This window comes from Streptomyces sp. CB02959 (genome assembly GCF_002803155.1).
Taxonomy (GTDB): Bacteria; Actinomycetota; Actinomycetes; order Streptomycetales; family Streptomycetaceae; genus Streptomyces.
In genome coordinates this window covers 185658-209729 of record NZ_NNBP01000003.1, presented here as the reverse complement: position 1 = coordinate 209729, position 24072 = coordinate 185658, and the positions used below count along the sequence as shown (strand labels likewise).

The window sequence follows — 24072 nt, the reverse complement described above, 5'->3', positions numbered from 1 at the left end:
ACGTGACTCCCCCGCTTCCCCTCTCCGTCGTAGGTATCGGGGCCGACGGCTGGGACGGCCTGTCGCCGGCCGCGCGCCGGGAACTGGCCGCGGCCGAGGTGCTGATCGGCGGGGCACGGCAGTTGGCGCTGCTGCCCGCGGAGTGCGCGGGCGAGCGGGTGCCGTGGCCCTCGCCGCTGCGGCCCGCGGTGCCCGGGCTGCTCGCCGCGCATGCCGGGCGGCGGGTCTGCGTGCTGGCCAGTGGGGACCCGATGTTCTACGGGATCGGGCGGACCCTGACCGAGGCGATGGCGCAGGACGCCGCGGTGCGGCGACCGTTGCGCGTGGTGCCGCACCCGTCGTCCGTGGCGTACGCCTGTGCCCGGCTGGGCTGGGCGGTGGAGGACGTCGAGGTCGTCACGCTCGTCGGGCGGCCGGCGGAGAACCTGGTGCGGGCGCTGTACGACGGGCGGCGGGTGCTGGTGCTGTCGGCCGGGGCCGGGACGCCCGGCGAGGTCGCGGGGCTGTTGCGGGACCGGGGCTTCGGCCCGACCCGGATGCGCGTACTGGAACAACTCGGCGGCGCCCGCGAACGGATGGCCGAGGGCAGCGCGGAGCGGTGGGACGCGCCCGCCGGCGATCCGCTCAACGTGATCGCACTGGACTGCGTGCGGGAGCCGGACGCACCGCGGCTGCCGGTCGTGCCCGGTCTCCCCGACGACGCCTACGAGCACGACGGCCAGCTGACCAAGCGTCATGTCCGGGCGGCCTCCCTGGCCGCGCTGGCCCCCGCACCCGGCGAGCTGCTCTGGGACATCGGCGGCGGTTCCGGCTCCATCGCCGTCGAATGGCTGCGCGCACACCGCAGCTGCCGGGCCGTCAGCGTCGAACGGGACGAGGCGCGCGCGGCACGGATCGGCCGCAACGCACGGGCACTCGGCGTCCCGGCGCTGGGCGTGGTGCACGGTGCCGCGCCCGCCGCACTGGCCGGACTGCCGACGCCGGACGCGGTGTTCATCGGCGGCGGCCTGACCGCGCCCGGGCTGTTGGACGCCTGCTGGGACGCGCTGCCCCCGGGCGGCCGGATCGTCGCGAACACCGTGACGCTGGAGTCCGAGGCGCTGCTCACCGCGTGGTACCGGCGGCACGGCGGCGAACTGGTGCGGCTCGCGATCGCCCATGCGGTGCCGGTCGGCGGCTTCACCGGCTGGCGGCAGGCGATGCCGGTCACCCAGTGGTCGGCGGTGAAGCCCGCGCCGTCCGGTGTGCCGGAGCCCGGCCCGCAGGAGACCGCCGCGCCGTCCCGCCCCCAGGACCCCTCGTAACCTCCCCAGGAGACCGACAGCCATGACCGTCTACTTCATCGGTGCGGGCCCCGGCGCCGCCGACCTGATCACCCTGCGTGGCGCCCGCACCCTCGCCGCCTGCGGCGTCTGCCTCTACGCGGGGAGCCTGGTGCCGCGCGAACTGCTCGCCGAGTGCCCGCCGGGGGCCCGGCTGGTCGACACCGCGCAGCTGGACCTGGACGCGATCACGGCGGAGCTGGTCCGGGCCCACGAGGAGGGCCAGGACGTCGCCCGGCTGCACTCCGGCGACCCGTCCGTCTTCAGCGCGGTGGCCGAGCAGATGCGCCGCCTGGACGCGGCGGGGGTGCCGTACGAGGTCGTGCCCGGCGTGCCCGCGTTCGCCGCGGCGGCCGCCGCCCTGAAGCGCGAACTGACGGTCCCCACCGTCGGCCAGACCGTCATCCTCACCCGGGTCTCCCAGCGCGCCACCCCGATGCCCGACGGCGAGGACCTGGCCACCCTGGGGCGCAGCGGTGCACTGCTGGTGCTGCACCTCGCCGCGATGTACGTGGACCGGATCGTCGACGAACTGCTGCCGCACTACGGCGCCGACTGCCCGGCCGCCGTCGTGGCGATGGCCTCACGCCCCGACGAACTCGTGCTGCGCGGCACGCTCGGCGACATCGCCGGCCAGGTGAAGGCGGCGGGTGTGGTCCGGACCGCCGTGATCATGGTCGGCCGCACTCTGGGCGCCGAGCAGTTCCGCGACAGCCACCTCTACTCGTCGGACCGCGAGCGGCCGCACGCGCCCTGCGACGGGGGAGCCTGAGGACCCGTCAAGGGCACCGCGCACCGGGCCTGTTCGACTGAATTGTATGACCGCATCGGGGTGAAAGTCCGTTTTCCCGTTCCCGGAGGCCGGTAAGGAAGCTGCGACACCCAGGGGGGTCGACGCAAAGGAGCACGCCACGATGCGCACCAGGATGGCCGCCACCGCGGTCTTCGCCGCGACCGTGCTGACCCTCACCGGCAGCACCGCCGCCAACGCCAGCGGCAAGGACACCCCGCGCCGCGCGAAGGACAGCCCCGTCAAGATGGCCGCCTGTGCCCTGGGCAGCGCGCTGGGCGCGTTGACCGGCGGGGACGACAGCTGCATGCGGGACCGGATGGACCACGCACGCGAGACGGCGGCCCGCAAGGCACGTCGCGAGCACCGCCGGACCGGGCAGGTGCGCGCCAACGACCTGGCCCGTTTCGACTCGTTGGGTCGCGAGGACGGGCTGAGCCGCGGAGAGACGCTGCCGCGGATGTGACGAGGGGTTGCACGGCGGGGCGTCGGATCCCGGTCGTCGGGCCGGGGCGTTTCACGTGAAACATCCGACGCCAGTCGTGCTGGGGTCGTGGGCCCCGAAGTGCCCCTAGCCTCCCGGGCCGCGCGGTTCCGCCCGGCCCACCACCAGTCCCGCCCGGTCGATACAGATGACATCGACGGCGACCGGCGCACCCCGCAGCACGCCCAGTGACGCGTCCCGTGCCGTGGCCGCCACCAGGTCGCCGAGGGGAACGCCGGCCGCCGCGCACAACTGGAGCGCGGCGAGGCCGGTGTTGGCCCCGGCCACCGCCTCCGCCAGCGCCTCGTCGGCGCCGCCCTGCCGGGCCAGTTCGGCGAGGAAGCCCTTGTCGACCTGAGAGCGCGCCGAGTGCAGGTCCAGATGACCGGCCGCCAGTTTCGACAGCTTGGCGAAGCCGCCGCAGATCGTCAGCCGGTCGACGGGATGGCGGCGGATGTACTTGAGCACCGCCCCCGCGAAGTCCCCCATGTCCAGCAGCGCGTCCTCCGGCAGATGGTGCAGGGCGACGGCGACCTTCTCCGACGTCGAGCCGGTGCACCCGGCGACGTGCCGCCGGCCGGCCGCCCGCGCCACGTCCACCCCGCGCCGGATCGAGTCGATCCACGCCGAGCAGGAGTACGGCACGACGATGCCGGTCGTCCCCAGGATCGACAGGCCGCCCAGGATGCCGAGGCGCGGATTCCAGGTGCTGCGGGCGATCTCCTCGCCGTGGTCGACGGAGACCTCGACCTCTACGTCCGCGGTCGCACCGCTGCCTGCGTGCGCCTCCGCGACGCGCGCCAGATGCTCCCGGATCATCTGCCGCGGTACGGGGTTGATGGCGGGTTCGCCGACGTCCAGCGGCAGTCCGGGGCGGGTGACCGTCCCCACGCCCGGGCCCGCCGCGAACACCACTCCGCTGCCGGCCGGCAGCGCCCGCACCGTGGCTCGCACCAGCGCCCCGTGCGTCACATCGGGATCGTCCCCGGCGTCCTTGACCACCCCGGCCATCGCGGTGGCCGGACCCGCCCCGGCGGCGGTCAGCTCCTCCACCGCGAGCGCGAAGGACGGCGTCTGCCCCTTCGGCAGCGTGATCGTCACGGGGTCCGGGAACTCCCCCCTCAACAGCGCCGTGTATGCGGCAGTGCTGGCGGCAGTGGCGCACGCCCCGGTCGTCCACCCGTGCCGCAGCCCGGTGTGCGCGAGCTGCGCGCTCCGCCCTCCCGTAGCCTTCGGTTGCGTTTCACCCACGGAGGAACCTGCCGCTCATGTCGACTTCACCCGTCCACGACCCCGTCCGCCAGGTGCTGATCCTCGGCGGCACCACGGAGGCCCGCCGACTGGCCGCGGCCCTGGTGGCGGAGCCGGGGGTGCGGGTGACGACCTCCCTGGCCGGCCGGGTGGCGGCGCCGCGGCTGCCCGCGGGTGAGGTGCGCATCGGCGGGTTCGGCGGCCCCGAGGGCCTCGCCCGCTGGCTGCGCGAGCACGCGGTGGACGCGCTCATCGACGCCACCCATCCTTTCGCCGGCACGATCAGTTTCAACGCGGCCCAGGCCGCCGCCACCGCCCATGTTCCCCTGCTGGCCCTCCGCCGCCCCGGCTGGGGCGCGCAGCCCGGCGATGTCTGGCACCCGGTTCCCTCCCTCACCGAGGCGGCCGCGATCCTCCCCGGCCTCGGCGGCCGGGTCTTCCTCACCACCGGCCGGATGGGTCTCGCCCACTTCGCCCACCTCACGGACCTGTGGTTCCTGGTCCGTTCGGTGGACGCCCCCGAGCCACCGCACCCGCCCCGGATGACGACCGTCCTGGACCGCGGCCCGTTCACCCTCGACGGGGAACGGGAACTGCTGCGCCGCCACCGCATCGACGTACTGGTGACGAAGGACAGCGGCGCCGCGGCGACCGCACCCAAGCTGGCGGCCGCACGGGAGGCCGGGGTGCCGGTGGTGGTCGTCCAGCGGCCGCCCGTCCCGGACGGCGTGCCGGTGGCCGCCGAGCCGGGCGCGGCGGTGGACTGGGTGCGGGCGCTCGTCGGCTGACGCCGCGCGGGCGGTCAGCGCTCCGGGTACCTGCGCGGCGTCCAGACCACCTCGGTGCCGTCGTCCCGCCGCACCTGCTGAGTCTGGGACGAGCCCACGAGCAGGATCGTCCGCATGTCGACCTGGGTGGGATCGAGGTCGGTGAGCGGGACGGTGCGGAGCAACTCCTCGGGGCCGCCGACGTCGCGGGCGAGGATCACCGGGGTGTCCGGTGCGCGGTGCTCCAGGAGGACGTCCCGGGCCTTGGCCACCTGCCAGGTGCGGCTGCGGGAACCGGGGTTGTAGAGCGCCAGTGCCAGGTCGGCGGAGGACGCCGCGCGCAGCCGTTCGGCGATCACCTCCCAGGGCTTGAGCCGGTCGGAGAGCGAGATCACCGCATAGTCGTGGCCCAGGGGGGCGCCGGCGCGGGCGGCGGCGGCGTTGGCGGCCGTGACGCCCGGCAGGACGCGCACGGGTACGGAGCGGTAGGGCTCCTCCGACGCCACTTCGAGGACGGCGGTGGCCATGGCGAAGATGCCGGGGTCGCCGCCGGAGACCACGGCCACGCGGCGGCCGCGGCGGGCCAGGTCCAGGGCGAATTCGGCGCGTTCGGACTCGACCTTGTTGTCCGAGGGGTGCCGGCGCTGGCCCGGGCGCACCGGGACGCGGTCCAGGTACGTGGTGTAGCCGACGAGGTCGTCGGCGGCGGCCAGCGCACCGCGGGACTCCGGGGTGAGCCAGCGCGGACCGGCCGGGCCGGTGCCGACCACGACCACCTCACCGCGGTCCGCGGCGGCCGGCTCCGGCTCCGCGGCGGCGGTGGCGATGCGGCTGGGGACGACCGCGACGGAGAAGTACGGCACGGCGTCGGCGTCGACGTCGGACAGCGCGCCGGTGCGCTCCCCGGCCATGGTGGCGCGCTCGACGTAACGGGCCTCCGGCAGCCGGCCGGAGCGCTCCAGGGCACGGCGGACGCCGGGGAAGGTACGGCCCAGCTTCATCACGACGGCGGAGTCGGTGGCGCTCAGACGGGCCGTCAGCTCCTCCTCCGGCAGGGTGCCGGGGAGGACGGTCAGCACCTCGTCGGCCTCGGTGAGCGGGGTGCCCAGGCGGGCCGCGGCGGCGCTGATGGAGGTGACGCCGGGAATGACCTCGGTGGGATAGCGGTGGGCCAGCCGCTTGTGCATGTGCTGGTACGAGCCGTAGAAGAACGGATCGCCCTCCGAGATCACCGCGACGGTGCGGCCGGCGTCGAGATGGGCCGCGAGCCGCGCCGCCGCCGCCTCGTAGAACTCGTCCAGGGCGCCGCGGTAGCCGCCGGGGTGGTCGGTCGTCTCGGTGGTGACCGGATAGACCAGGGCTTCCTCGATGTGGTCCGGGCGGATGTGCTGCGCGGCGATGGACCGCGCGATGGAGCGTCCGTGCCGGGCGCTGTGGAACGCCACCACATCGGCCTGGGCGATGACCTCCACCGCCCGTACGGTCATCAGGGACGGGTCGCCGGGGCCGAGGCCGACGCCGTAGAGGCGGCCGGTGGACCGCTCCGAGGACTGCGCGGTCGGCTGGTCCACCGTGCCGCTGCTCGCCTGCTGCTCGCTCACGCCTACTCTTCCTCGCTCGCCAGGGCGTTGATCGCGGCCGCGGCCATGGCACTGCCGCCGCGCCGCCCGCGCACCACGATGTGATCCAGCTGGGACGGATGGTCGATCAGCGCGTCCTTGGACTCGGCCGCGCCTATGAAGCCGACCGGGATGCCGAGGACGGCCGCGGGGCGCGGTGCCCCTTCCTCGATCATTTCGAGGAACCGGAAGAGCGCGGTGGGGGCGTTGCCGAAGGCGACCACGGCGCCCTCCATCCGGTCCCGCCACAGTTCGAGGGCGGCGGCGCTGCGCGTGGTGCCCATCCGGGCGGCCAGCTCCGGTACCGACGGATCGCCGAGGGTGCACAGCACCTCGTTGTCCGCGGGCAGCCGCTTGCGGGTCACCCCGCTGGCCACCATGGTGGCGTCGCACAGGATCGGCGCACCGGCCCGCAGCGCGGCGCGCGCACTGGCCACGACCCCCGGGGTGAAGGCCAGATCGCGGACGAGATCGACCATGCCGCAGGCGTGGATCATCCGGACCGCGACCCGGCTGACGTCGGCGGGCAGTCCGGAGAGATCCGTCTCGGCGCGGATGGTGGCGAAGGACTGGCGGTAGATGGCCGCCCCGTCCTTTTCATAGTCGAACGCGGTCACTGGGGCCTCGGGGTGGTGGATTGAGGGGTGGAAGAGGGACGGGCAGCAACAGGGGCACCGGGGACGGCCGGTGTTTCACGTGAAACCGCGCCCGGCCGGGGTGTTTCACGTGAAACCGGCGGCGGGGCCGGGTCCTTGGGACGCACCGCGGTGGTGCGATAGCCGTCGGGTGTCGCCAGCACATCGATCCAGGCGCCGTGCGGGTGGCCGCAACGCCGTTCGCAGCCCGACCAGTGGACGGGCAGCCCGACCGGTACAGCGGAACCGTCCGCGGGGACGGCCCCGCCCCCGGAGAGCGCGGCCGCCGCATCGCTCCGCACATCGGTAAGGGACTTGGCGCAGCCGGGCAGGCCGGTGCAGGCGGTGACCCGGCGCCAGGGGGAGGCCGGGTCGGTGATCAGTCCGGCGGCGGCGAGGTCGCGCAGCCGCCGGGCCGCCGGTGCGGCGGGCAGGCCGGGGACGACGATGCCGCGCCAGGGCGTGAGGCGCAGTTCGCCGGCCCCGTCGTCGGCGGCGATCCCGGTCAGCAGTCGCCACTGGGCCACGGTCAGCCGGCCGAGCGGCGCCAGGACCGCCAGCGCGCGGCGGCCGTCGGGCCCCTCGACCGGACCGGGGGCGGTGGCGTCGGCATACGGCACGGCCGGCTGCGGGCCGACGGCGTCCGGGTACTCCGCGGCGATGCCCGCGGCCCGCAGCGCACGCCGCACGTCCTGGGCGGTCAGCGGCCGTGCGGCGGGGAGTTCGCGGACCCGCCAGGCGCCGCTGCCGCACTCCGCGGCGGCGGCCAGGAAGACCTCGGCGGCGGTCAGCGCTGCCCGCGGGACGTCGTCCGCCGCGATCCGCAGCGCCGCGCGGTCGTCGCCGACCCGGAGCAGCGCCCCGTACCCGGACGCGGCCCCCGGTGCGTACCCGGTGTCCGGCGGGGCCTGCCGGCCGGATTCTGCGAGCAAGGTCACATCGCCGCCCAGGCCCGCCACATCGCCCCGGCCGTCGTCCAGGACGAACAGGAAACGGCCCGAGAGCGCCGTCGCCGCTGCGCTCGCGCACAGCAGCGCGTCCAGGCTCCGGGCCCACAACCGCACGTCGGAGGGGGTGTGCCGGTCCAGTCCGGCCAGCGGCGAGGCCAGTACGTTGCGGATCCGCTCGTGGCGTACGGACGGCAGCAGCCCGGCGTCGGCGAGGAGGTCGGCGAGGTCCTGGCCGCAGGCGTCGGGCAGACCGCGGAGTTCGACGTTGCCGCGGGAGGTGAGCGAGAGGTGGCCGTCGCCGAGGCGCTCCGCGGCGTCCGCCAGCGCGTGCGCCTGGCGCACCGTCAAGTCGCCTGCGGGAAGCCGCACTCGGGCCAGATTCCCGTCGGCGGCGGAGTGCAGCCGCAACGCTCCCGGGCAGGCGTCACCGCGGTCCCGCACGGGCGGTTCGGCCCGGTCGGGGCGTGGTGAGGGGGAGGGCGGCATGGCGGCGAGCATACCTACGTCGGTGCCGCCCGGAACCGGCGCGAGGGGTGTGAACAGCGGCTCCCGAAGGCGCGCTCCCGCGGCCCGGCCGCAGCCCTTACTATGCAGGTCGGTGGGTCGGCTGACCCGCCGGACGCCAGCGACGGCGCCAAGGGAGGAAGCCCGGTGAGAATCCGGCGCGGTCCCGCCACTGTGAACCCGGCCACCGCCGGGTGAGCCAGGAACTCCCGCCGTCCATACGACCACCCGGGGCGTGGACACCCCGAGGAAGGGCTGCGCCGTGATCCTTCTGCTGTCGACCTCCGACACGGACCTGCTCAGCGCCCGCGCGGCCACGGGCCCCGTGCCGTACCGGCTCGCCAACCCCACCCGCCTCGACGTCGCCGAACTCCCCGGGCTCCTGGAGGGCACCGACCTCGTCGTCGTCCGCCTGCTCGGCGGCCTCCGCGCCTGGCAGGACGGCCTGGACGTGCTGCTCGCCGCCGACCAGCACCGCCCGGTCGTCGTGCTCACCGGCGAACAGGCCCCCGACGCCCAGCTCATGGAGGCGTCCACGGTCCCCGTCGGCATCGCGGCCGAGGCGCACGCCTACCTCGCGCACGGCGGTCCGGCCAACCTCTCCCAGCTGGCCTGCTTCCTCAGCGACACCGTCCTGCTCACCGGCCACGGCTTCGAGCCGCCCGCCGCCGCCCCGTCCTGGGGCCCGCTGGAGCGCACGCCGCGGGAGGTGACCGGCCCGACGGTGGCCGTGCTCTACTACCGCGCCCACCACATGAGCGGCAACACCGGCTTCGTCCACGACCTGTGCGACCAGGTCGAGCGGGCCGGCGGTCGTCCGCTGCCGCTGTACGTCGCCTCGCTGCGGGCTCCCGAGCCGGAGCTGATCGAGGAGCTGCGCACCGCCGACGCCATCGTCACCACCGTGCTGGCCGCGGGCGGCACCAAGCCCGCCGAGGCGTCCGCGGGCGGCGACGACGAGTCCTGGGACGCCGGTGCGCTGGCCGCCCTGGACGTGCCGATACTCCAGGCGCTCTGCCTGACCGGGTCGCGGGCCGCCTGGGAGGAGAACGACGAGGGGCTCTCCCCGCTCGACGCCGCCTCGCAGATCGCCGTGCCCGAGTTCGACGGGCGGCTGATCACCGTGCCGTTCTCGTTCAAGGAGATCGACGAGGACGGCCTGCCGGTGTACGTCGCCGACGCCGAACGCGCCGCCCGGGTCGCCGGGATCGCCGTCCGGCACGCCCGGCTGCGGCACATTCCGGCCGCCGAGAAGCGGCTCGCGCTGGTGCTGTCCGCCTACCCCACCAAGCACTCCCGGATCGGCAACGCGGTCGGCCTGGACACCCCGGCGAGCGCCGTCGCACTGCTGCGCCGCCTCCAGTCCGAGGGCTACGACTTCGGCACGGAGCCGGTGCCGGGCCTCGCGTCCGGTGACGGCGACGAGCTGATCTACGCCCTCATCGAGGCCGGCGGCCACGACCAGGAGTGGCTGACCGAGGAGCAGTTGGCCCGCAACCCGGTCCGTATCCCGGCCGCCGACTACCGCCGCTGGTACGCCACGCTGCCGCAGGAACTGCGGGAGTCCGTCGAGGAGCACTGGGGCCCGCCGCCGGGCGAGATGTTCCTCGACCGCAGCCGGAACCCCGAGGGCGACATCGTGCTGGCCGCCCTGCGCCGCGGCAACCTGCTGATCCTCATCCAGCCGCCGCGCGGCTTCGGCGAGAACCCGATCGCGATCTACCACGACCCCGATCTGCCGCCGTCCCACCACTACTTGGCGGCCTACCGCTGGATCGCCGCCTCCACCACCGACGGCGGCTTCGGCGCCGACGCCATGGTCCACCTGGGCAAGCACGGCAATCTGGAGTGGCTGCCCGGCAAGAACGCCGGCCTCTCCGCCGCCTGCGGTCCGGACGCGGCGCTCGGCGACCTCCCGCTCGTCTACCCATTCCTGGTCAACGACCCGGGCGAGGGCACCCAGGCCAAGCGCCGGGTGCACGCGACCCTCGTCGACCACCTCGTGCCGCCGATGGCCCGCGCCGACTCCTACGGCGACATCGCCCGCCTGGAGCAGCTGCTCGACGAGTACGCCGCGATCTCCTCGATGGACCCGGCCAAGCTGCCCGCGATCCGCGCGCAGATCTGGACCCTGATCCAGGCCGCCAAGCTCGACCACGACCTGGGCCTGGAAGAACGCCCGGACGACGACGGGTTCGACGACTTCCTGCTGCACGTCGACGGCTGGCTCTGCGAGGTCAAGGACGCGCAGATCCGCGACGGTCTGCACGTCCTGGGCGCCGCGCCGGTCGGCGAGGCCCGGGTCAACCTCGTGCTGGCCATCCTGCGGGCCCGGCAGATCTGGGGCGGCACCGCATCGCTGCCCGGACTGCGCGAGGCGCTCGGCCTGGACGAGTCGGCCGCGACCCGCACCGCCGCCGACGAGGTCGAGGCGGTCGCCCGCGGCCTGGTCCAGGCCATGGAGGACGCGGACTGGCAGCCGGCCGCGGTGGGCCGGGTCGCCGAGGGGCACCCGACCGCGGTCGCCGACATCCTCGACTTCGCCGCCCGGCAGGTCGTCCCGCGGCTGGCCGGCACCACGGCCGAGATCGACCACGCGGTGCACGCCCTGAACGGCGGGTTCGTCCCGGCCGGACCGTCCGGGTCACCGCTGCGCGGCCTGGTCAACGTCCTGCCGACCGGCCGCAACTTCTACTCCGTCGACCCCAAGGCCGTGCCGTCGCGGCTGGCCTGGGAGACCGGCCAGGCGCTCGCCGAATCGCTGCTGACCCGCTACCGCGACGACAACGGCGACTGGCCGGAGTCGGTGGGCCTGTCCCTGTGGGGCACCAGCGCGATGCGCACCTCCGGCGACGATGTGGCGGAGGCGCTGGCCCTGCTGGGCGTCCGCCCCGTGTGGGACGACGCCTCGCGCCGGGTGACCGGCCTGGAGGCCGTGGCGCTCGATGAGCTGGGCCGCCCCCGGATCGATGTCACCCTGCGCATCAGCGGTTTCTTCCGCGACGCGTTCCCGCACGTCATCGGCCTGCTCGACGACGCGGTGCGGCTCGCCGCCGGTCTCGACGAGCCCGCCGACCGCAACTTCGTCCGGGCCCACGCCCAGGCGGACCTCGCCGCGCACGGCGACGAACGCCGCGCCACCACCCGGATCTTCGGCTCCCGTCCCGGTACGTACGGCGCGGGCCTGCTCCAGCTCATCGACTCCCGCGACTGGCGCACCGACGCCGACCTCGCCGAGGTCTACACCGTCTGGGGCGGCTACGCCTACGGGCGGGGACTGGAGGGCCGCCCGGCCCGGGAGGAGATGGAGACCGCCTACAAGCGCATCGCGGTGGCCGCCAAGAACACCGACACCCGCGAACACGACATCGCCGACTCCGACGACTACTTCCAGTACCACGGGGGCATGGTCGCCACCGTCAAGGCGCTCAAGGGCAAGGCCCCCGAGGCGTACATCGGCGACTCGACCCGGCCCGAGACGGTCCGCACCAGGACGCTGGTGGAGGAGACCTCCAGGGTCTTCCGGGCCCGGGTCGTCAACCCCCGCTGGATCGAGGCGATGCGCCGCCACGGCTACAAGGGCGCCTTCGAACTCGCCGCCACCGTGGACTACTTGTTCGGCTACGACGCCACGACCGGGGTCGTCGCCGACTGGATGTACGACAAGCTCGCCCAGACCTACGTCCTGGACCCGGAGAACCGCGCGTTCCTCCAGGAAGCCAACCCCTGGGCGCTGCACGGCATCGCCGAGCGCCTCCTGGAGGCGGAGTCCCGCGGCATGTGGGAGAAGCCGGACGCGGAAACGCTGGCGGCGCTGCGCGATGCCTTCCTGGAGACCGAGGGCGAGCTGGAGGGCGAGGGCTGACGGTTCGGTCCGGAGGGGCGTGACGAGGGGCGGTGTTTCACGTGAAACACCGCCTCGGCCTCTCTCCGCGGACCGGACCCCGCTCCCTCAACCCTCCGGCCAGGCAAGCCGTTTGGTGTAGTGCAGCCACGCGGCCAGGGCCACCAGGACCGCGGTCGCCCCGGCCAGCGCCATCACCACCGAGGGGGACGTCCGGTCCACCAGCATCCCGCCGGTCAGCGCGCCGAGCGACAGCGTCGCCTGGAACGACGCGGTGAACAGCACCGAGGCCGCCTCGGGCGCACCGGGTGCCGCCTTGGCGAACCAGGTCTGCGAGGCGACCGGCACCGCGCCGTACGCGACACCCCAGACCACCAGCAGCGCCAGCGCGCCGAACGGCTCGCGGCCGACGACCGGCAGCAGCAGCGTGGCCAGGGCCAGCAGCCCGGCCGCGACCCCGAGGACGGTGCGCGGGCGCCGCGCCACCACGGCACCGCCGGCGAAGTTCCCCACGACCCCGGCGACGCCGTAGACCAGCAGGAACAGCGTGATCGTCCCGGCGGTCGCGAGGTGCGTGGTCCGTTCCAGGAACGGCGTCACATAGGTGTACGCGCCGAAGTGGGCCAGCACGATCAGGAACGTCGTCAGCAGCGCGAACCGGGTGTGCACCCCGCGCAGCATGCCGCGCAGCAGCGTCGGGCTGGTGGCGCGGACCGCCGGCAACGGCGGGATCACCAGCGAGGTCAGCACCAGCACCGCCACCGCCAGCGCCCCGACCGCGGCACAGGCGGTCCGCCAGCCGGCCAGATCGCCGAGGAAGGTTCCGGCGGGCACCCCGAACACCGAGCCCAGCGGTACCGCGGAGAAGATCACCGCGGTGGCCCGGCCGACCGACTCCGCCGGTACCAGCCGCTCGGCGAGCCCGACCCCGATCGACCAGAACCCGCCGATGACGATGCCGACCAGGACCCGGGAGAGCAGTACCAGCCAGTAGGCCGGAGCGGCCGCGGCGAGGAGGTTCGCCAGCGCCAGCAGGGCGACCAGGGCGCAGAGCATCAGCCGCCGGTCGAGCCGGGCGGTGGCCAGGGTCACCGTCGGCGCGGCGCACGCGGCGAGGAAGCCGGGTAGCGTCATCATCAGCCCCGCGGTGCCGTCGGAGACGCCGAAGTCGGCCCCGATCCGGGTCAGCAGACCGATCGGCAGGATCTCGGTGGTGACGATGGTGAAGATGCCCAGGGTCACCGCGAGCACGCCGAGCCGGCCCTTGAGCGGCGAACGGCCCGTCGGGGCCGGGGGCGTCCCGGGCACGGCGTCCCGCGGGGCCGTCGTGCGGTGCGGGTTCCGGGGGGTGGTTCTGGTGCTGCCGGTGGTCGTCATGATGTCCGTCCTGAGGGGCGACCCGTTGCGAGGCCCTCAGTCCAGCAGCCGCCGGCCAGGTGGTCCGGCGGCTTTCCGACGTGGTGGTTCCCTCCCGGCGGGGGGGCCGCCGGGAGGGGCTCAGCCGCCGGCCGTTCCGGCCTGGATCTCCCCGTTGCTGGTGGTCAGATCGAGCCGGTAGCGCCCCGCGGGGTCGTTGTGGACGCCGATCCGCTTCGCGCCGTTGGAGGTCTCCGCGGACACCTGGTACCGGTCGTCCGGCACGGTGACCGAGACCGCGCCGTTGGACGTCTTCGCCCGTACGTCCTGCGGCTTCGTCGCGGTGAGCGAGATCCCGCCGTTGGAGGTCTCGGCCCTGATGCCGGTGCCCGCCAGGCCCTTCCCGGTGATCGCGCCGTCGGTGCTCCGGACGTCCACCGCGCCGGACACCCCGTCCAGGTCGATCCCGCCGTTGCTGGTGGTCACCTTCACCGCGGCCACCTTGGAGAGGTGGAGCGCGCCGTTGGAGGTCTCGCCGGTCACCGGGACCGTGCCGGGCAGGTCGACCGTGTACGTCACCGAGCACTGGTCGCCGCAGCCGCCGAGCACCAGGGTGCCGCCCTCGACCCGGTGCGTCGGCCCCTGCGGCCGGTCGCCCCGGTAGGTGACCTTGCGGTGCACGCCGACCGTGCTGCCGCCCTTGCCGCCGTGCACCGTCACGTCGCCGTCGGAGGTGTCCACCCGCACCGCCGTGATCTTCTGCGCCACCGTGGCGTCGTCGGAGAAGGTCTCGCCGACCACCAGGTTGCACGCGCCGAGGGCCAGTGCCCCGGCCCCGGCCAACGCCACGGCCCCGGTGAAGCGGACGCGCCTGTGCATGAAATCCCCCCGGAATCCGGTCTGTTCACGGCTCCGGGCAGCGGCCCGTCGCCCCGTGGTCCGGGCCCGTGCCGGGCCCACTGCCGACGACTTTAGGGAGGCCGCGACCCGCCTGGCCATGGGGCTGTCCCCCGGGTCCCGGCGGGGGGCAGCCTCCGGGTGCGGCTCCCGGGCGCCGGTGCCAGGCTGAGGGGTGGGGACTGTTCCCATGCGGTATGAGGAGGCTTCCGGTGACCGGCACGGGTAAGCGTACGCAGTCGAAGACGTGGCACGCCGAGATCAGCATCGTCGAGTCCGGCAGCGAGGTCCGGGCGGAGGCCCGGCTGCGCGGCAAGGAGGGCGGGCAGCTCATCGGCGAAGGAACCGCCAGGTGCAATCCGACGGACGAGAACGTCCCTGCCATCGGGGACGAGTTGGCGACGGCGCGGGCGCTGTCGGACCTCAGCCATCAGCTGCTGAGCCGCGCCGCGCACGACATCGAGGTGCACACCGCCCGCCCCGTCGAGCGGCTGCACGCCTGACGGGCCGCGCGGGGCCGCGCCCGGGCGGAACGGTCGCCGTCCGCCCGGGCGTTGCGCGTCTCAGCTCTCCTTCGTCGAGAAGTCCGGCCCGACCGTGATCGTCACCGCGCCCGGCGTCGCCTGCGCCGATTCGGTGGCCTTGGTGCCGGGCAGCCGTGCGGCGAGCACCTCGGCCTGCGTCTTGAGGTCGGACGGGTAGCTGATGGTGGTCTTCTCGGTGCTCGGGCCGTTGTCGGTGAAGATGACGGTGAAGCCGAGTTGGCGCAGCTGCTGGGCGGCGACCGCGGCGAGGCCCTTGGTCCCGGTGCCGTTGAGCACCCGCACCCGGACCGAGTGCGCGGTCACCGGGTTCTTCTCGGCGTCCGCGAACTTCTTCTTCCCGGCGGCGCCGACCTCCCGGTCGTGGGCGAGGTCGCCGAACAGCTCGCTGGCCTGCGGGTACTGCCAGAGCACGTTCGCCTTGTCGCTGGGGATGTCCGCCTCACGCGGATAGGTGGGGACGGTGAGGAAGGTGAGGCGGTCGGAGGGGACGTCCTTGACCGTGGAGGCGAGGTCGTACAGCGGCTTGAGCCCGGCCAGGTCCTGGTCGGTGGTGAGGGACTTGGTGGCGGAGTCCAGGAAGCCGTAGAGGTCGGTCGGGCTGGTGAGCTTGGACTGCGCCTTGGCCGCGAGCGCCTTCATGAACTCCTGCTGGCGGCCGATCCGGCCGAGGTCGGAGCCGTCGCCGACGCTGTAGCGGGTGCGGACGTAGCCGAGTGCCTTCTCGTCGGTGACGTTCTGGCAGCCGGCCTCCATGTCGAGGTGGGCCTTCTTGTCGTGGATGGCGTGCTTGGGGCAGACCTCGATGCCGCCCAGCGCGTTGACCATGCCCTTGAAGCCCTGGAAGTCGACCGAGACGAAGTGGTCGATGCGCAGGCCGGTGTTCTTCTCGACGGTCTTGATGCTGCAGGCCGCCGCCTTCTTGACGTCGCCGCTGAGTCCGCCGAGGGTGTACGCCTCGTTGATCTTGAAGTGGTGCGGGGAGGACTGCGAACCGTCGCCCTTGTCGCACGAAGGGATCCGCACCCAGGAGTCGCGCGGGAAGGACACCGCGGTGGCCCACTTATGGTCGGCGGAGATGTGCAGCACCATCAGGGTGTCCGACTGCATGGTGGTCAGACCGCTGCCGTACTTCCCGCCGGTGCCCGTCCGGCTGTCGGAGCCGACGACCAGGATGTTCTTGGAGCCGGGGCTGAGGTTGACCGGCCGGTCGCCGCCCAGTTCGCTGTTCACGTCCGCGCCGTGGATGTTGCCGTCGAGGTGCTGGTACACCCACGCGCCGACCCCGGCCGTGCCGAGCAGCAGCACCCCGAGCACCCCGCCGGTCCAGGCCACGACCCGGCCGCGCCGGGTCATCTTGGTCTTGCCGGACTTGCGGGAGCCGCCGCCGGCCCGCCGCCCGGAGCCCGTCCGCCGCCGTTCGGCGCGGCCGCCGCCCTCCGCGGCACGGTCGCCGTCGTCCGCCGCCCCCCGGTCGTTCCCGTTGCCCCGCCGGGCCGCCTGCCTGTGCGTCGTCCTGTCATGCACGCCGATGGCCCTTCTGGTCCTTCTGGAGCTCGTCTTGCCTGGTGGGGAGGTACGCGGAAGCGTGGGAGGGCACGGCGGCCGCGGCGGGCGGCGGTGCCGGCCGGGGGTCGCGGTGCGGGGGGCCGTAACGGTGGGTCAGATGCCCTCGGTGGGCAGCAGCCTTACGGATTCCGGGTCGTAGCGGAGCCATTGCGGGCGGCTGCCGCCGGGCACGGTGCGCAGCAGGCACCACGTCTCGCCCGCCCCGTCCGTCCACCAGGCACTGATCCGGCCCAACTCCCAGGCACCGTCCGGATATTGGACCTCGACCGGTTGATAGACCCATCGCACCTCCGCCTCTGGAGGCGGGCTGTCCCAGGTCAGGGGTCCGCACCTCGTCGCCATCTCCCCCTCCGGCAGCGCCCGTTGCGCACGTCAGGCGCAACCCTACCGGCAACTTTTACAGCGCTGTAGAAGTTGGTTGGTGTGCTCCGGATCACAAAAAACCATCCGTTGCGTGGCGTGCTGGAGAGTCCGGGTTCAGTGTGCACTCACCACGGCGTCGCTGCCTTCAGAACGAGGAACAGAGCTACCGACGCGTTCAGCGCGGAGAGTGCGGAGGCCGCCGTGCCCGCCGCGGCGACCAGCGCGGCCAGTCCCGCCGGGGTCAGCGCCGGGGGCCAGGTGCGCGTCGACGGCACCGGTCCGAGCAGCGCCGCCACCCGCCGCGGCACCGGCCCCGGTTCGGGCGACGCGAACTGCACCGCGACCGGGTACGGCGCGGGCCGCGAGATCAGCGCGGCCTTCCCCACCGCCCGCGCGGTCAGCCGCCGGTCGCCGACCGCCCGGGCCGCCTCCTCGTCCGCCCAGCGCTCGGCGCTGAAGGCGACCGCGGAACGCAGCGGCAGCAGCAGCGGGTTGACGCACCCGGCCAGCCGGACGGCGAGCAGGTAGCGGTGGTGGCGGCAGCGCAGATGCGCGTGTTCGTGGGCGAAGAGGGCGCGCCGCTCGTCCTCGTCGAGGCTCCGCAACATGCCCCGGGACACCGCGATCCGGCCGGCCCGGGCCGGCCGCCCCGGGCGCGCGGGGGTACCGGGCACGGCGTAGGCGTACGGATCGTCGTCCGGCAGCACCGCGGGATCGGTGCCGGCCGGCAGGACGTCCAGCGCGCGATGGGCCCGCTCCCGGATCCGGTGGTCCCGGCGCAGCGCGGCGCCGCACACCGTCAGGGCGGCGGTCAACGCGAAGATCGCCGCGATGCCGGCCATCTCGGCGAGGGGCACCGCGGCCCGCACCTCCGGGTCCGACCAGCCGTCCGGCAGGGGATTGCCGGGCAGTTGGGCGGTGCCGACGACCACCAGCAGCCCCAGGCAGAGCGTGCTGCACACGCCGAGGACCACGGCCAACAGGGTCAGCAGCCGGGTGGTGACCCGGGGGTGGAGGTGCTGCTCCGCGAGCCGGGCGATCGGCAGGGCGGTCAGCGGCAGGACGAGCGGCAGGAAGACGAAGACGCCCACCGGTCACCCTCCGCGCGCTTCGTCCGAGCCGCCCTCGCGGCGCTTCCCCGGGGCCGGATCCGGTGCTCCGCCGTCGTCCTCGGCGCGGGCCAGGAGACTGCGCAGGACCTCCTCGTCGTGTGCCGAGAGGGCCGAGACGAAGCTGGTCAGCACGGCGTCCCGGTCCGGTTCGCCGTCCAGGACGCGGCGCATCCGCAGCGCGGCGAGCCCGGCCTCGTCGGCCGCCGGGGTCCATACGTAGGCCCGGCCGGACCGTTCGCGGGTGACCGCCCCCTTGGCGTGCAGCCGGGACAGGATCGTCATCACGGTCGTGTAGGCGAGGTCGTCGCCGAGCCGCTCCTGCACCCAGGCGGCGGTGGCCGGTCCGGGGGCGTGGTGCAGCGCGGCCAGCACCTGCGCCTCCAACTGGCCCTGTCCGCGCCGGGTTCGCTCCCGCCCGTCGCCGCCGAGGGCCTTGCCGAAAGGTGTTCCGCCCATGCCGTCGCCTCCCGTCGCACCGGGCGTCCCGCGGGCTGGGACGTCGGGGCATTTTACGGCGATCGCCGCCGGGCCCACGTGGTCGTCCACAGGGTTGCGCCCGCCGGCGCCGCCCCCCGTCGCTTACTTCTACAGTCCTGTAGTTTTTCCGGCAGGTCCTAGTTCACCGCCGGGGACCGGACACGGCAACCGGTACCGGCCCCCACCTGGAGGGAAGCCATGGGAGTCTCGCTCGCCAAGGGCGGCAACGTCTCGCTGTCGAAGGAAGCACCCGGCCTGACCGCCGTCTCGGTCGGCCTCGGCTGGGACGTGCGGACGACCACCGGCGTCGACTACGACCTCGACGCCAGCGCGCTGCTCTGCACCGACGGCGGAAAGGTCGCCTCCGACCGGCACTTCGTCTTCTACAACAACCTCACCAGCCCGGACGGCTCGGTGCAGCACACCGGCGACAACCTGACCGGCGCGGGCGAGGGCGACGACGAGACCCTCAACGTCGCGCTGGACGGCGTGCCGGCCGAGATCACGAAGATCGTCTTCCCGGTCTCCATCCACGACGCCGAGGGCCGCGGCCAGAACTTCGGCCAGGTGCGCAACGCCTACATCCGCGTCGTCAACCAGCAGGGCGGCGCCGAACTGGCCCGCTACGACCTGACCGAGGACGCCTCGACCGAGACCGCGATGGTCTTCGGCGAGCTCTACCGGCACAACACGGAGTGGAAGTTCCGCGCCGTGGGCCAGGGCTACGCCTCCGGGCTGGCGGGCATCGCGGCGGACTACGGCGTCAACGTCTGACGCGGCCGGCCGGCCCGGCCGTCCCGCACGGCCCGGGCGATCCGGGCGACCTGTGAGGACGGCGGGGAAGCGGGGGCGCACCGGCCCCCGCTCCGGCCGTCCTCAGAGGTCGAATTCGGCCGGGGAGATCCCCAGCGCGAAGCACACCTCGCGCACCACCGCGCGCTCGGTCGGGTCGAAGTCGCCGTCCGCGCCGCCGATGACGATGCCGATCTGGAGCACCGCCCGCGCCTCCACCGGCTTCTTCTTCACCTTCCCGATCTCCTGCATCAGCGCGACCTTGCCGAAGTCGAAGTCGGCGGCGAGCTTGTCCAGGCAGCCCTCGAAGCGGAGCCGGAGGTCCTCCGCCGGGAAGTTCTGCAGCACCTCGTTGGTGGCGATCAGCTGCGCCACCCGCTGCCGCTCCGACGGGTCGACGACCCCGTCCGCGGCGGCCACCAGCGCGCATATCGCCATGCTCGCGTCGCGGAAGGCGCCGCTCTTGAGGTCGTTCTTCCTGGCGACGAGCTGGGTCTGCATCGTCTGCGCGGACTCTCTGATCCGGTCCCACAGCGCCATGTGAATCTCCTCGGCTGGTCGTGCGGCGAGCATGCCGAGGGCGGGCCCTGGGCATGCTTCACGCATGTGTTTGGTCATGCGTAAGTAAAATCTACAGCCCTGTAGAAGGTGCGCGGATGCCACCCCCGGTCGTCATGGCCAACTTTGGCGCGATATGCCGCCAGTGCGCGGAGTACGGTGGAGAAACGACCGGAAAGCGAAGAGTTCTCGATGATGTCCGGGATGTCGATATAGAGGGCATCCCGGAGTATGCGGGTGAGCGCCATGCAGACCTTCTTGTCCGTACTTGTGCTGCTGGCCCTGATCGCGATGGGCGTGCTCTTCCTCATCAGGGTCAACGCCCAGACGGTCGGACGCCCCACCCCGCACCGGTACGCGCACCTGAAGGAGTCGTTCCAGCACCGGCTGCACAAGCGCGCGCACGGCGCCGACCCGGGGACGCCCACGACGACGGACCCGCCGCCTTCCCGGGAGCCGGGCGACGACCGGTGACGTCGGCCGCCGGTTCCGCCCGCCCGTCGCCCGGCCACCACCCCTCGACGACGGGCTCCGCCCGGCCTCTCTCGCCCCCGTCGCCCGGCCACCACCCCCAGACGGCGGGCTCCGCCCGGCCTCTCTCGCCCCCGTCGCCCGGCCGCCACCCCCAGACGACGGGCTCCGCCCGGCCCCTTCCGCCCCCGGCGCCCGCGGCCGCCGCGGTCGCCGTCCGTCGCGTCAGGAGCGTCGTATGACCACCGCCCCCGAGGGCCGCTCCCCGCACCCCCGCCCCCCGCGGCACCACGCGCCGCCGCCCGTCGCCCGGCTGGCCATCGCCCCGCACGCCGAGGTGACCCGGCGGATCGACGGCGTGTGGTGGCCGCACTCCACCGACCTGCTGGCCGAACTTCCCGAACTCCTGGCCGCGTTGCCCTTCGACTGGCCGCGGATCACGCACGCCACCGTGAACGGCTCCGGCTGGCCCGCGCTGCCCGGCCGCATCCTCGTCGCCGGCCACGTCGTCCGGCTGCGCCGCACCACCAACCGCCCCGGCCCGGACACCGTCTGCCTGGTCTCCGCCGGCCACGCCCGCTGGGACCTGCTGATCCTCCCGCCCGCGACCCCCGAGCCCGCCGCGGTCCGGATGCTCGCGGAGACCGCGCGGACCGGCGTACCGACACCGGCCTGACGCCGGGTCAGTCGCGCCGCGGCCGGCTCGTGCGGGACCGCGGCCGTCGATCACCGGCATACCCCGGGAATCCGGTGCGCGCATCCGGCGGCCCCGCCCCACCGCACCCGCACCGGCCCGAGCCGGGCCCTCCGCCGCGCCCCGAGCGCCCTGCGGCCTGCGGTTTTCCGGGGGCGGCTACTGCGGACGAGTGGTGTTCATCGGAAGAACGCCGATCCGGGGGCGTCGGTCCGTGAATCCTCCCATTGCGTACTCATCATAAGAAAACGCAACAGAAGGAACTCCGCGGATCCCTCCCAGGGATCCCGACCGAAAGCGAGGGACCATGGCTGCGACCAAGGTCATGAAGTTCTGGGCGGCCTGCCTGGCGGTGCTGGGCAAGCTGCTCGCGTCGCTGGGCGTCTCCGCCGCCGCGTCCGCGGCCCGCCGGGAGGCCGTGCTCCACGAGCGGACCCTGGGCGGCGCGGCCCCGGGCACGGCTCTTCCGGAGCGGGGCGACGACATCGAACCCGAGCATGATCCGCACGCGTTGACACCTGCCACGATCACCGCCAAGCCCTTCGTGCCTGCCGCGCGCACCGCGCCCCGGTACGGCCAGAACGGCTCGGTCCGCCGCAAGGTCCCGCTGCCGACGCTGCCGCCGACCATCAAGCAGCGCATCCACGCCGAGGCGCACGGGGCCTCCCCCACCTCCCGCGTCCGTCGCACCGCCGGCGCCCATCCGCTGTCCTCCGGCCCGTTCGGCGCCCCCGCGCACTCCGGCGCAGCTCCCGTCTCCCCGGCGATTCCGGCGGCCCGCCGCCGCGAGCACAGCACCGTCCGTGCCGTCTGAGCCGACACCGCGTCCGCGCGCCGGCAACACGACGTACCGCGATCCGGTACGACACCCGGCGGCCGTTCCCACGACAGCACCGACGACACCACTGACCGGCACCATCGGTCGGCAGCACCACCCGAAGCCGCATACGAAGCCGCATACGAAGCCGCATGCGAAGCCGCATCCGAAGCGACATCCGGAGCAGCGCCAGGACCCATCACGCTTCCCCTCACAGGGCTCACCACCGGACTCACGGCAGGTGCAGAAGCAGCATTCACGGCATCACCCACAGCACCACTAGCAGCACCACCCGCAGCACATCGCACAGCGGTGACCACAGCGGTAGCCGATGCAGTACCCACAGCAGTACCCAAAGACTTTGATGTGACGTTGCGTTCGACGTCGACGGGCAGCAGGGCGTACACGAGAGGCCGGCGATGGCACCGGCAGACAGGTGCCGGCATGCGTGGTTTCACGTGAAACGGCGTACGGCGGAAGGCCGTTCATCTTGCGGGACCGAGGATCGGTCGCCGCGCCGGGTGAGCGGAGCCTCGCCGTCAGGGCCCGCGATGGCGAAGTGCAGTGCACAGCACCGGCGTTGACCGGGGACGGCCGGCACCTCGGCCGACCGGCCGCAGGTTTCGGCGCGGCGCTCCAGCTCTCGGGGAGAGCGTTGAGCCCAGCCGATCCACCGCCTGACGACGGCCCGCGACGTGCCTCACGCCGTCCGCGGCGTCGCAGCCGAGAGCGGCCCCCGGATGCCAGGCGTCCGTGTCGACCGGTGCGAGCGAGCCGTCCTCCGCGTCCTTGCCGACCCCGTCAGGCCGTAGCCGTCCAGCGACGACGGGCGGCCCTTTGGCATGTGGGCGCCCCGGCGCGACGGCCGGCTCGGTGCCGCCCGGCCCCTACGGCAGGATCACCGCATGCGGGTCCGGCCCCTCGGTGTCCCGTGCGCCGGCGCTCAGTTCGCGCCAGGTCTCCAAGGCCAGCCGGAAGGCACCGGCCTGCTCGTATGCCGCGGCCGCCGCCTTGAAGAACGCCTCGGTGTCCTCGGTACACCGACCGGCGCGGTGCGCGCGGGCCACCTGGAGCAGACAGCGGGCCCGGTCCAGTGGGGTCAGCCCGGCGACGTCGGGGTCGATCGCGGCGGCATGGCCGACCGCCGCCGCGGGATCGCCGTGGCGCAGCGCGCCGACCGTCTCCAGGACGGCCAGCCAGGTCCGCGCCGAGGGGGTGTCCACCAGTGCGGCGGCCTGCCGGAAGCGTTCCAGGAGGGCGTCGGCCTCGGTCGACGGTCCGGCGGTGAGCGCCAGGAGGGCCCGGGCGCGGGCCAGCCGCAGCCGCTGCCGTACGCCGTCCGCCGACGCGATCAGCGCCTCGGCCTCGGCCAGGAGTGCCAGCGCGCCACCGGCGTCGCCCGCCAGGTACTGCGCGCCGGCCGCCGCCCACAGGGCACTTGCCCGCAGTTCGCCCGCGGGCAGTGGTGCGACCTCGGCGCGCAGGTGCGCCCCGAGTGCGTCGGCGCGGCTCCACTCGCCGCTGTCCACGGACGCGGACAGCAGCGCCATGTGGGCCTGTGTCCGCTCCGGGCGGCCGGGCGCCAGCTCGCCGGTGGCGCGGACGGCGGACTCGGCGCACCGGACGGCGTCGGGCAGCCGGCCGGCGGCCCGCAGCAGCTGGGCCAGTTCGACGGCGACCCGGGCGTGCAGCACGGGCGCGGCGCGGGTCATCGGATCGTCGAGGAGTTCGCGCAGCGCCGCCTCGTGGCGGGTGGGGGCGTCGAGCCGGCCGAGGACCGTGGCCAGCTCCCAGCGCGCCTCCCAGCGGACCGCGTCCTGGTCGGTCCCGTCGGCCTGCGCGAGCGCGGCCTCCAGCCGGCGGCGCGCCGCGGCCCAGTCACCGGCCAGCTGGCTGGCCCTGGCTGCCACCAACTGTTCGACCAGGCCCAGCTGTTGGGCGCGGCGCTCGGCCGGAGGGTCGGTGGTACTGAGTGCCTCGACGGTGGTGCCCAGCCGCTCCGCGAGGGATCGGGCGATCTTGGCGCCGGGGATCCGCCGGCCGTTCTCGACCAGCGAGACGTAGCTGGGGGAGAGGTCCGTCCCCGCGAGGTTCCCCTGGGACAGACCCTGAGCGCGCCGGATCTCCCGCACTCGTTTCCCGAAGGCGGGCTGCTCAATCGTCAAGAAAATCGCTCGCAGTTGAGTCGGGGGAGACGGACGGTGACGGTGAGTCTACTCATCGGCCCGTGCCGCGGGGCGGTCCGTGGACACCGGAAC

General features: G+C 74.1%; 23 protein-coding genes and 1 riboswitch. Of the genes, 10 read left to right on the top strand and 13 right to left on the bottom strand.

Features of this window, described 5'->3' with window-relative positions; all coding sequences use genetic code 11:
• Positions 1-2: 2 nt before the first annotated feature.
• The 3 genes from cbiE (at position 3) to CG747_RS06670 (ending at position 2578) form a co-directional block, all read left to right on the top strand.
• Complete coding sequence (gene cbiE, locus CG747_RS06680; RefSeq protein ID WP_100600688.1) at positions 3-1304, top strand: precorrin-6y C5,15-methyltransferase (decarboxylating) subunit CbiE; 1302 nt, start codon at positions 3-5, stop codon at positions 1302-1304.
• 22 nt (positions 1305-1326) lie between these two features.
• Entirely contained in the window at positions 1327-2094 is a 768-nt protein-coding gene (gene cobM, locus CG747_RS06675; RefSeq protein ID WP_100600687.1) for a precorrin-4 C(11)-methyltransferase, read from the top strand.
• A gap of 142 nt (positions 2095-2236) precedes the next feature.
• A complete protein-coding gene (locus CG747_RS06670; RefSeq protein WP_257980257.1) occupies positions 2237-2578 on the top strand; it encodes a hypothetical protein in 342 nt (113 codons plus the stop codon).
• A gap of 105 nt (positions 2579-2683) precedes the next feature.
• Here the strand turns inward: CG747_RS06670 and CG747_RS06665 are convergent, their stop codons facing one another.
• Complete coding sequence (locus tag CG747_RS06665; RefSeq protein ID WP_100600686.1) at positions 2684-3847, bottom strand: cobalt-precorrin-5B (C(1))-methyltransferase; 1164 nt, start codon at positions 3845-3847, stop codon at positions 2684-2686.
• A gap of 17 nt (positions 3848-3864) precedes the next feature.
• Between CG747_RS06665 and CG747_RS06660 the strand changes: the two genes are divergently transcribed.
• Positions 3865-4635, top strand: coding sequence for a cobalt-precorrin-6A reductase (locus CG747_RS06660; protein ID WP_100600685.1), 771 nt, complete (start codon positions 3865-3867; stop codon positions 4633-4635).
• 14 nt (positions 4636-4649) lie between these two features.
• Here the strand turns inward: CG747_RS06660 and CG747_RS06655 are convergent, their stop codons facing one another.
• From CG747_RS06655 to cobG, 3 genes are read right to left on the bottom strand one after another with little or no spacing between them, the layout of a single operon-like run.
• Positions 4650-6185: a precorrin-2 C(20)-methyltransferase gene (locus CG747_RS06655; protein WP_100600915.1), complete on the bottom strand. Its 1536-nt coding sequence runs from the start codon at positions 6183-6185 to the stop codon at positions 4650-4652.
• A gap of 32 nt (positions 6186-6217) precedes the next feature.
• Positions 6218-6850, bottom strand: coding sequence for a precorrin-8X methylmutase (locus tag CG747_RS06650; protein ID WP_100600684.1), 633 nt, complete (start codon positions 6848-6850; stop codon positions 6218-6220).
• The gene (gene cobG, locus CG747_RS06645) at positions 6847-8316 is read right to left on the bottom strand and encodes a precorrin-3B synthase (protein ID WP_100600683.1); all 1470 of its coding nucleotides are present in this window, start codon (positions 8314-8316) and stop codon (positions 6847-6849) included. The genes CG747_RS06650 and cobG overlap by 4 nt, the downstream gene beginning before the upstream one ends.
• An 83-nt stretch (positions 8317-8399) precedes the next feature.
• Positions 8400-8552, top strand: a riboswitch (cobalamin riboswitch).
• Between the two features lie 32 nt (positions 8553-8584).
• Here cobG and cobN point away from each other — a divergent pair.
• The gene (cobN, locus tag CG747_RS06640; RefSeq protein WP_100600682.1) at positions 8585-12187 is read left to right on the top strand and encodes a cobaltochelatase subunit CobN; all 3603 of its coding nucleotides are present in this window, start codon (positions 8585-8587) and stop codon (positions 12185-12187) included.
• 87 nt (positions 12188-12274) lie between these two features.
• On the opposite strand, the gene CG747_RS06635 is transcribed toward cobN, so the two are convergent.
• Positions 12275-13543: an MFS transporter gene (locus CG747_RS06635; protein ID WP_100600681.1), complete on the bottom strand. Its 1269-nt coding sequence runs from the start codon at positions 13541-13543 to the stop codon at positions 12275-12277.
• Positions 13544-13663: 120 nt separating this feature from the next.
• Positions 13664-14401, bottom strand: coding sequence for a DUF4097 family beta strand repeat-containing protein (locus tag CG747_RS06630; protein ID WP_100600680.1), 738 nt, complete (start codon positions 14399-14401; stop codon positions 13664-13666).
• Positions 14402-14631: 230 nt separating this feature from the next.
• On the opposite strand from CG747_RS06630, the gene CG747_RS06625 reads away from it, so the two are divergent.
• Positions 14632-14922: a DUF1876 domain-containing protein gene (locus CG747_RS06625; protein WP_257980256.1), complete on the top strand. Its 291-nt coding sequence runs from the start codon at positions 14632-14634 to the stop codon at positions 14920-14922.
• 60 nt (positions 14923-14982) lie between these two features.
• On the opposite strand, the gene CG747_RS06620 is transcribed toward CG747_RS06625, so the two are convergent.
• From CG747_RS06620 to CG747_RS06605, 4 genes are all read right to left on the bottom strand, one after another.
• Positions 14983-16317, bottom strand: a complete 1335-nt coding sequence (locus CG747_RS06620) for an LCP family protein (protein WP_100600914.1) — start codon at positions 16315-16317, stop codon at positions 14983-14985.
• A gap of 306 nt (positions 16318-16623) precedes the next feature.
• Entirely contained in the window at positions 16624-16818 is a 195-nt protein-coding gene (locus CG747_RS06615) for a hypothetical protein (protein ID WP_100600678.1), read from the bottom strand.
• A gap of 200 nt (positions 16819-17018) precedes the next feature.
• Positions 17019-17984 carry a M56 family metallopeptidase gene (locus CG747_RS06610; protein WP_100600677.1) on the bottom strand — a complete coding sequence of 322 codons (966 nt, stop codon included), beginning with the start codon at positions 17982-17984 and terminating at the stop codon, positions 17019-17021.
• Positions 17985-17987: 3 nt separating this feature from the next.
• A complete protein-coding gene (locus tag CG747_RS06605) occupies positions 17988-18461 on the bottom strand; it encodes a BlaI/MecI/CopY family transcriptional regulator (protein ID WP_100600676.1) in 474 nt (157 codons plus the stop codon).
• Between the two features lie 219 nt (positions 18462-18680).
• On the opposite strand from CG747_RS06605, the gene CG747_RS06600 reads away from it, so the two are divergent.
• The gene (locus tag CG747_RS06600; protein WP_100600675.1) at positions 18681-19256 is read left to right on the top strand and encodes a TerD family protein; all 576 of its coding nucleotides are present in this window, start codon (positions 18681-18683) and stop codon (positions 19254-19256) included.
• A 102-nt stretch (positions 19257-19358) separates the two neighbouring features.
• Here CG747_RS06600 and CG747_RS06595 read toward each other — a convergent pair whose 3' ends face one another.
• Both CG747_RS06595 and CG747_RS47080 read right to left on the bottom strand, forming a co-directional pair.
• On the bottom strand, positions 19359-19814 hold the full coding sequence (locus CG747_RS06595) for a tellurite resistance TerB family protein (RefSeq protein ID WP_100600674.1): 456 nt from the start codon (positions 19812-19814) through the stop codon (positions 19359-19361).
• Between the two features lie 74 nt (positions 19815-19888).
• On the bottom strand, positions 19889-20080 hold the full coding sequence (locus CG747_RS47080) for a hypothetical protein (protein WP_146022044.1): 192 nt from the start codon (positions 20078-20080) through the stop codon (positions 19889-19891).
• On the opposite strand from CG747_RS47080, the gene CG747_RS06590 reads away from it, so the two are divergent.
• The 3 genes from CG747_RS06590 (at position 20079) to CG747_RS06580 (ending at position 21811) form a co-directional block, all read left to right on the top strand.
• On the top strand, positions 20079-20306 hold the full coding sequence (locus CG747_RS06590) for a hypothetical protein (RefSeq protein WP_257980255.1): 228 nt from the start codon (positions 20079-20081) through the stop codon (positions 20304-20306). The two genes, CG747_RS47080 and CG747_RS06590, sit on opposite strands and share 2 nt — an antisense overlap.
• Positions 20307-20541: 235 nt before the next feature.
• Positions 20542-20979: a DUF5994 family protein gene (locus CG747_RS06585; protein ID WP_100600672.1), complete on the top strand. Its 438-nt coding sequence runs from the start codon at positions 20542-20544 to the stop codon at positions 20977-20979.
• A gap of 325 nt (positions 20980-21304) precedes the next feature.
• On the top strand, positions 21305-21811 hold the full coding sequence (locus CG747_RS06580) for a DUF6344 domain-containing protein (protein WP_100600671.1): 507 nt from the start codon (positions 21305-21307) through the stop codon (positions 21809-21811).
• 890 nt (positions 21812-22701) lie between these two features.
• Here the strand turns inward: CG747_RS06580 and CG747_RS06575 are convergent.
• Positions 22702-23979, bottom strand: coding sequence for a helix-turn-helix domain-containing protein (locus CG747_RS06575; protein ID WP_100600670.1), 1278 nt, complete (start codon positions 23977-23979; stop codon positions 22702-22704).
• Positions 23980-24072 lie beyond the last annotated feature (93 nt).

Bases quoted from the DNA above. Each gene is read 5' to 3' on its own strand.
- cobM (WP_100600687.1), top strand. From the start codon at position 1,327: ATGACCGTCTACTTCATCGGTGCGGGCCCCGGCGCCGCCGACCTGATC.
- CG747_RS06670 (WP_257980257.1), top strand. From the start codon at position 2,237: ATGCGCACCAGGATGGCCGCCACCGCGGTCTTCGCCGCGACCGTGCTG.
- CG747_RS06660 (WP_100600685.1), top strand. From the start codon at position 3,865: ATGTCGACTTCACCCGTCCACGACCCCGTCCGCCAGGTGCTGATCCTC.
- cobG (WP_100600683.1), bottom strand. From the start codon at position 8,316: ATGCTCGCCGCCATGCCGCCCTCCCCCTCACCACGCCCCGACCGGGCC.
- CG747_RS06635 (WP_100600681.1), bottom strand. From the start codon at position 13,543: ATGACGACCACCGGCAGCACCAGAACCACCCCCCGGAACCCGCACCGC.
- CG747_RS06630 (WP_100600680.1), bottom strand. From the start codon at position 14,401: ATGCACAGGCGCGTCCGCTTCACCGGGGCCGTGGCGTTGGCCGGGGCC.
- CG747_RS06620 (WP_100600914.1), bottom strand. From the start codon at position 16,317: ATGACCCGGCGCGGCCGGGTCGTGGCCTGGACCGGCGGGGTGCTCGGG.
- CG747_RS06605 (WP_100600676.1), bottom strand. From the start codon at position 18,461: ATGGGCGGAACACCTTTCGGCAAGGCCCTCGGCGGCGACGGGCGGGAG.
- CG747_RS06600 (WP_100600675.1), top strand. From the start codon at position 18,681: ATGGGAGTCTCGCTCGCCAAGGGCGGCAACGTCTCGCTGTCGAAGGAA.
- CG747_RS06595 (WP_100600674.1), bottom strand. From the start codon at position 19,814: ATGGCGCTGTGGGACCGGATCAGAGAGTCCGCGCAGACGATGCAGACC.
- CG747_RS06590 (WP_257980255.1), top strand. From the start codon at position 20,079: ATGCAGACCTTCTTGTCCGTACTTGTGCTGCTGGCCCTGATCGCGATG.
- CG747_RS47080 (WP_146022044.1), bottom strand. From the start codon at position 20,080: ATGGCGCTCACCCGCATACTCCGGGATGCCCTCTATATCGACATCCCG.
- CG747_RS06585 (WP_100600672.1), top strand. From the start codon at position 20,542: ATGACCACCGCCCCCGAGGGCCGCTCCCCGCACCCCCGCCCCCCGCGG.
- CG747_RS06580 (WP_100600671.1), top strand. From the start codon at position 21,305: ATGGCTGCGACCAAGGTCATGAAGTTCTGGGCGGCCTGCCTGGCGGTG.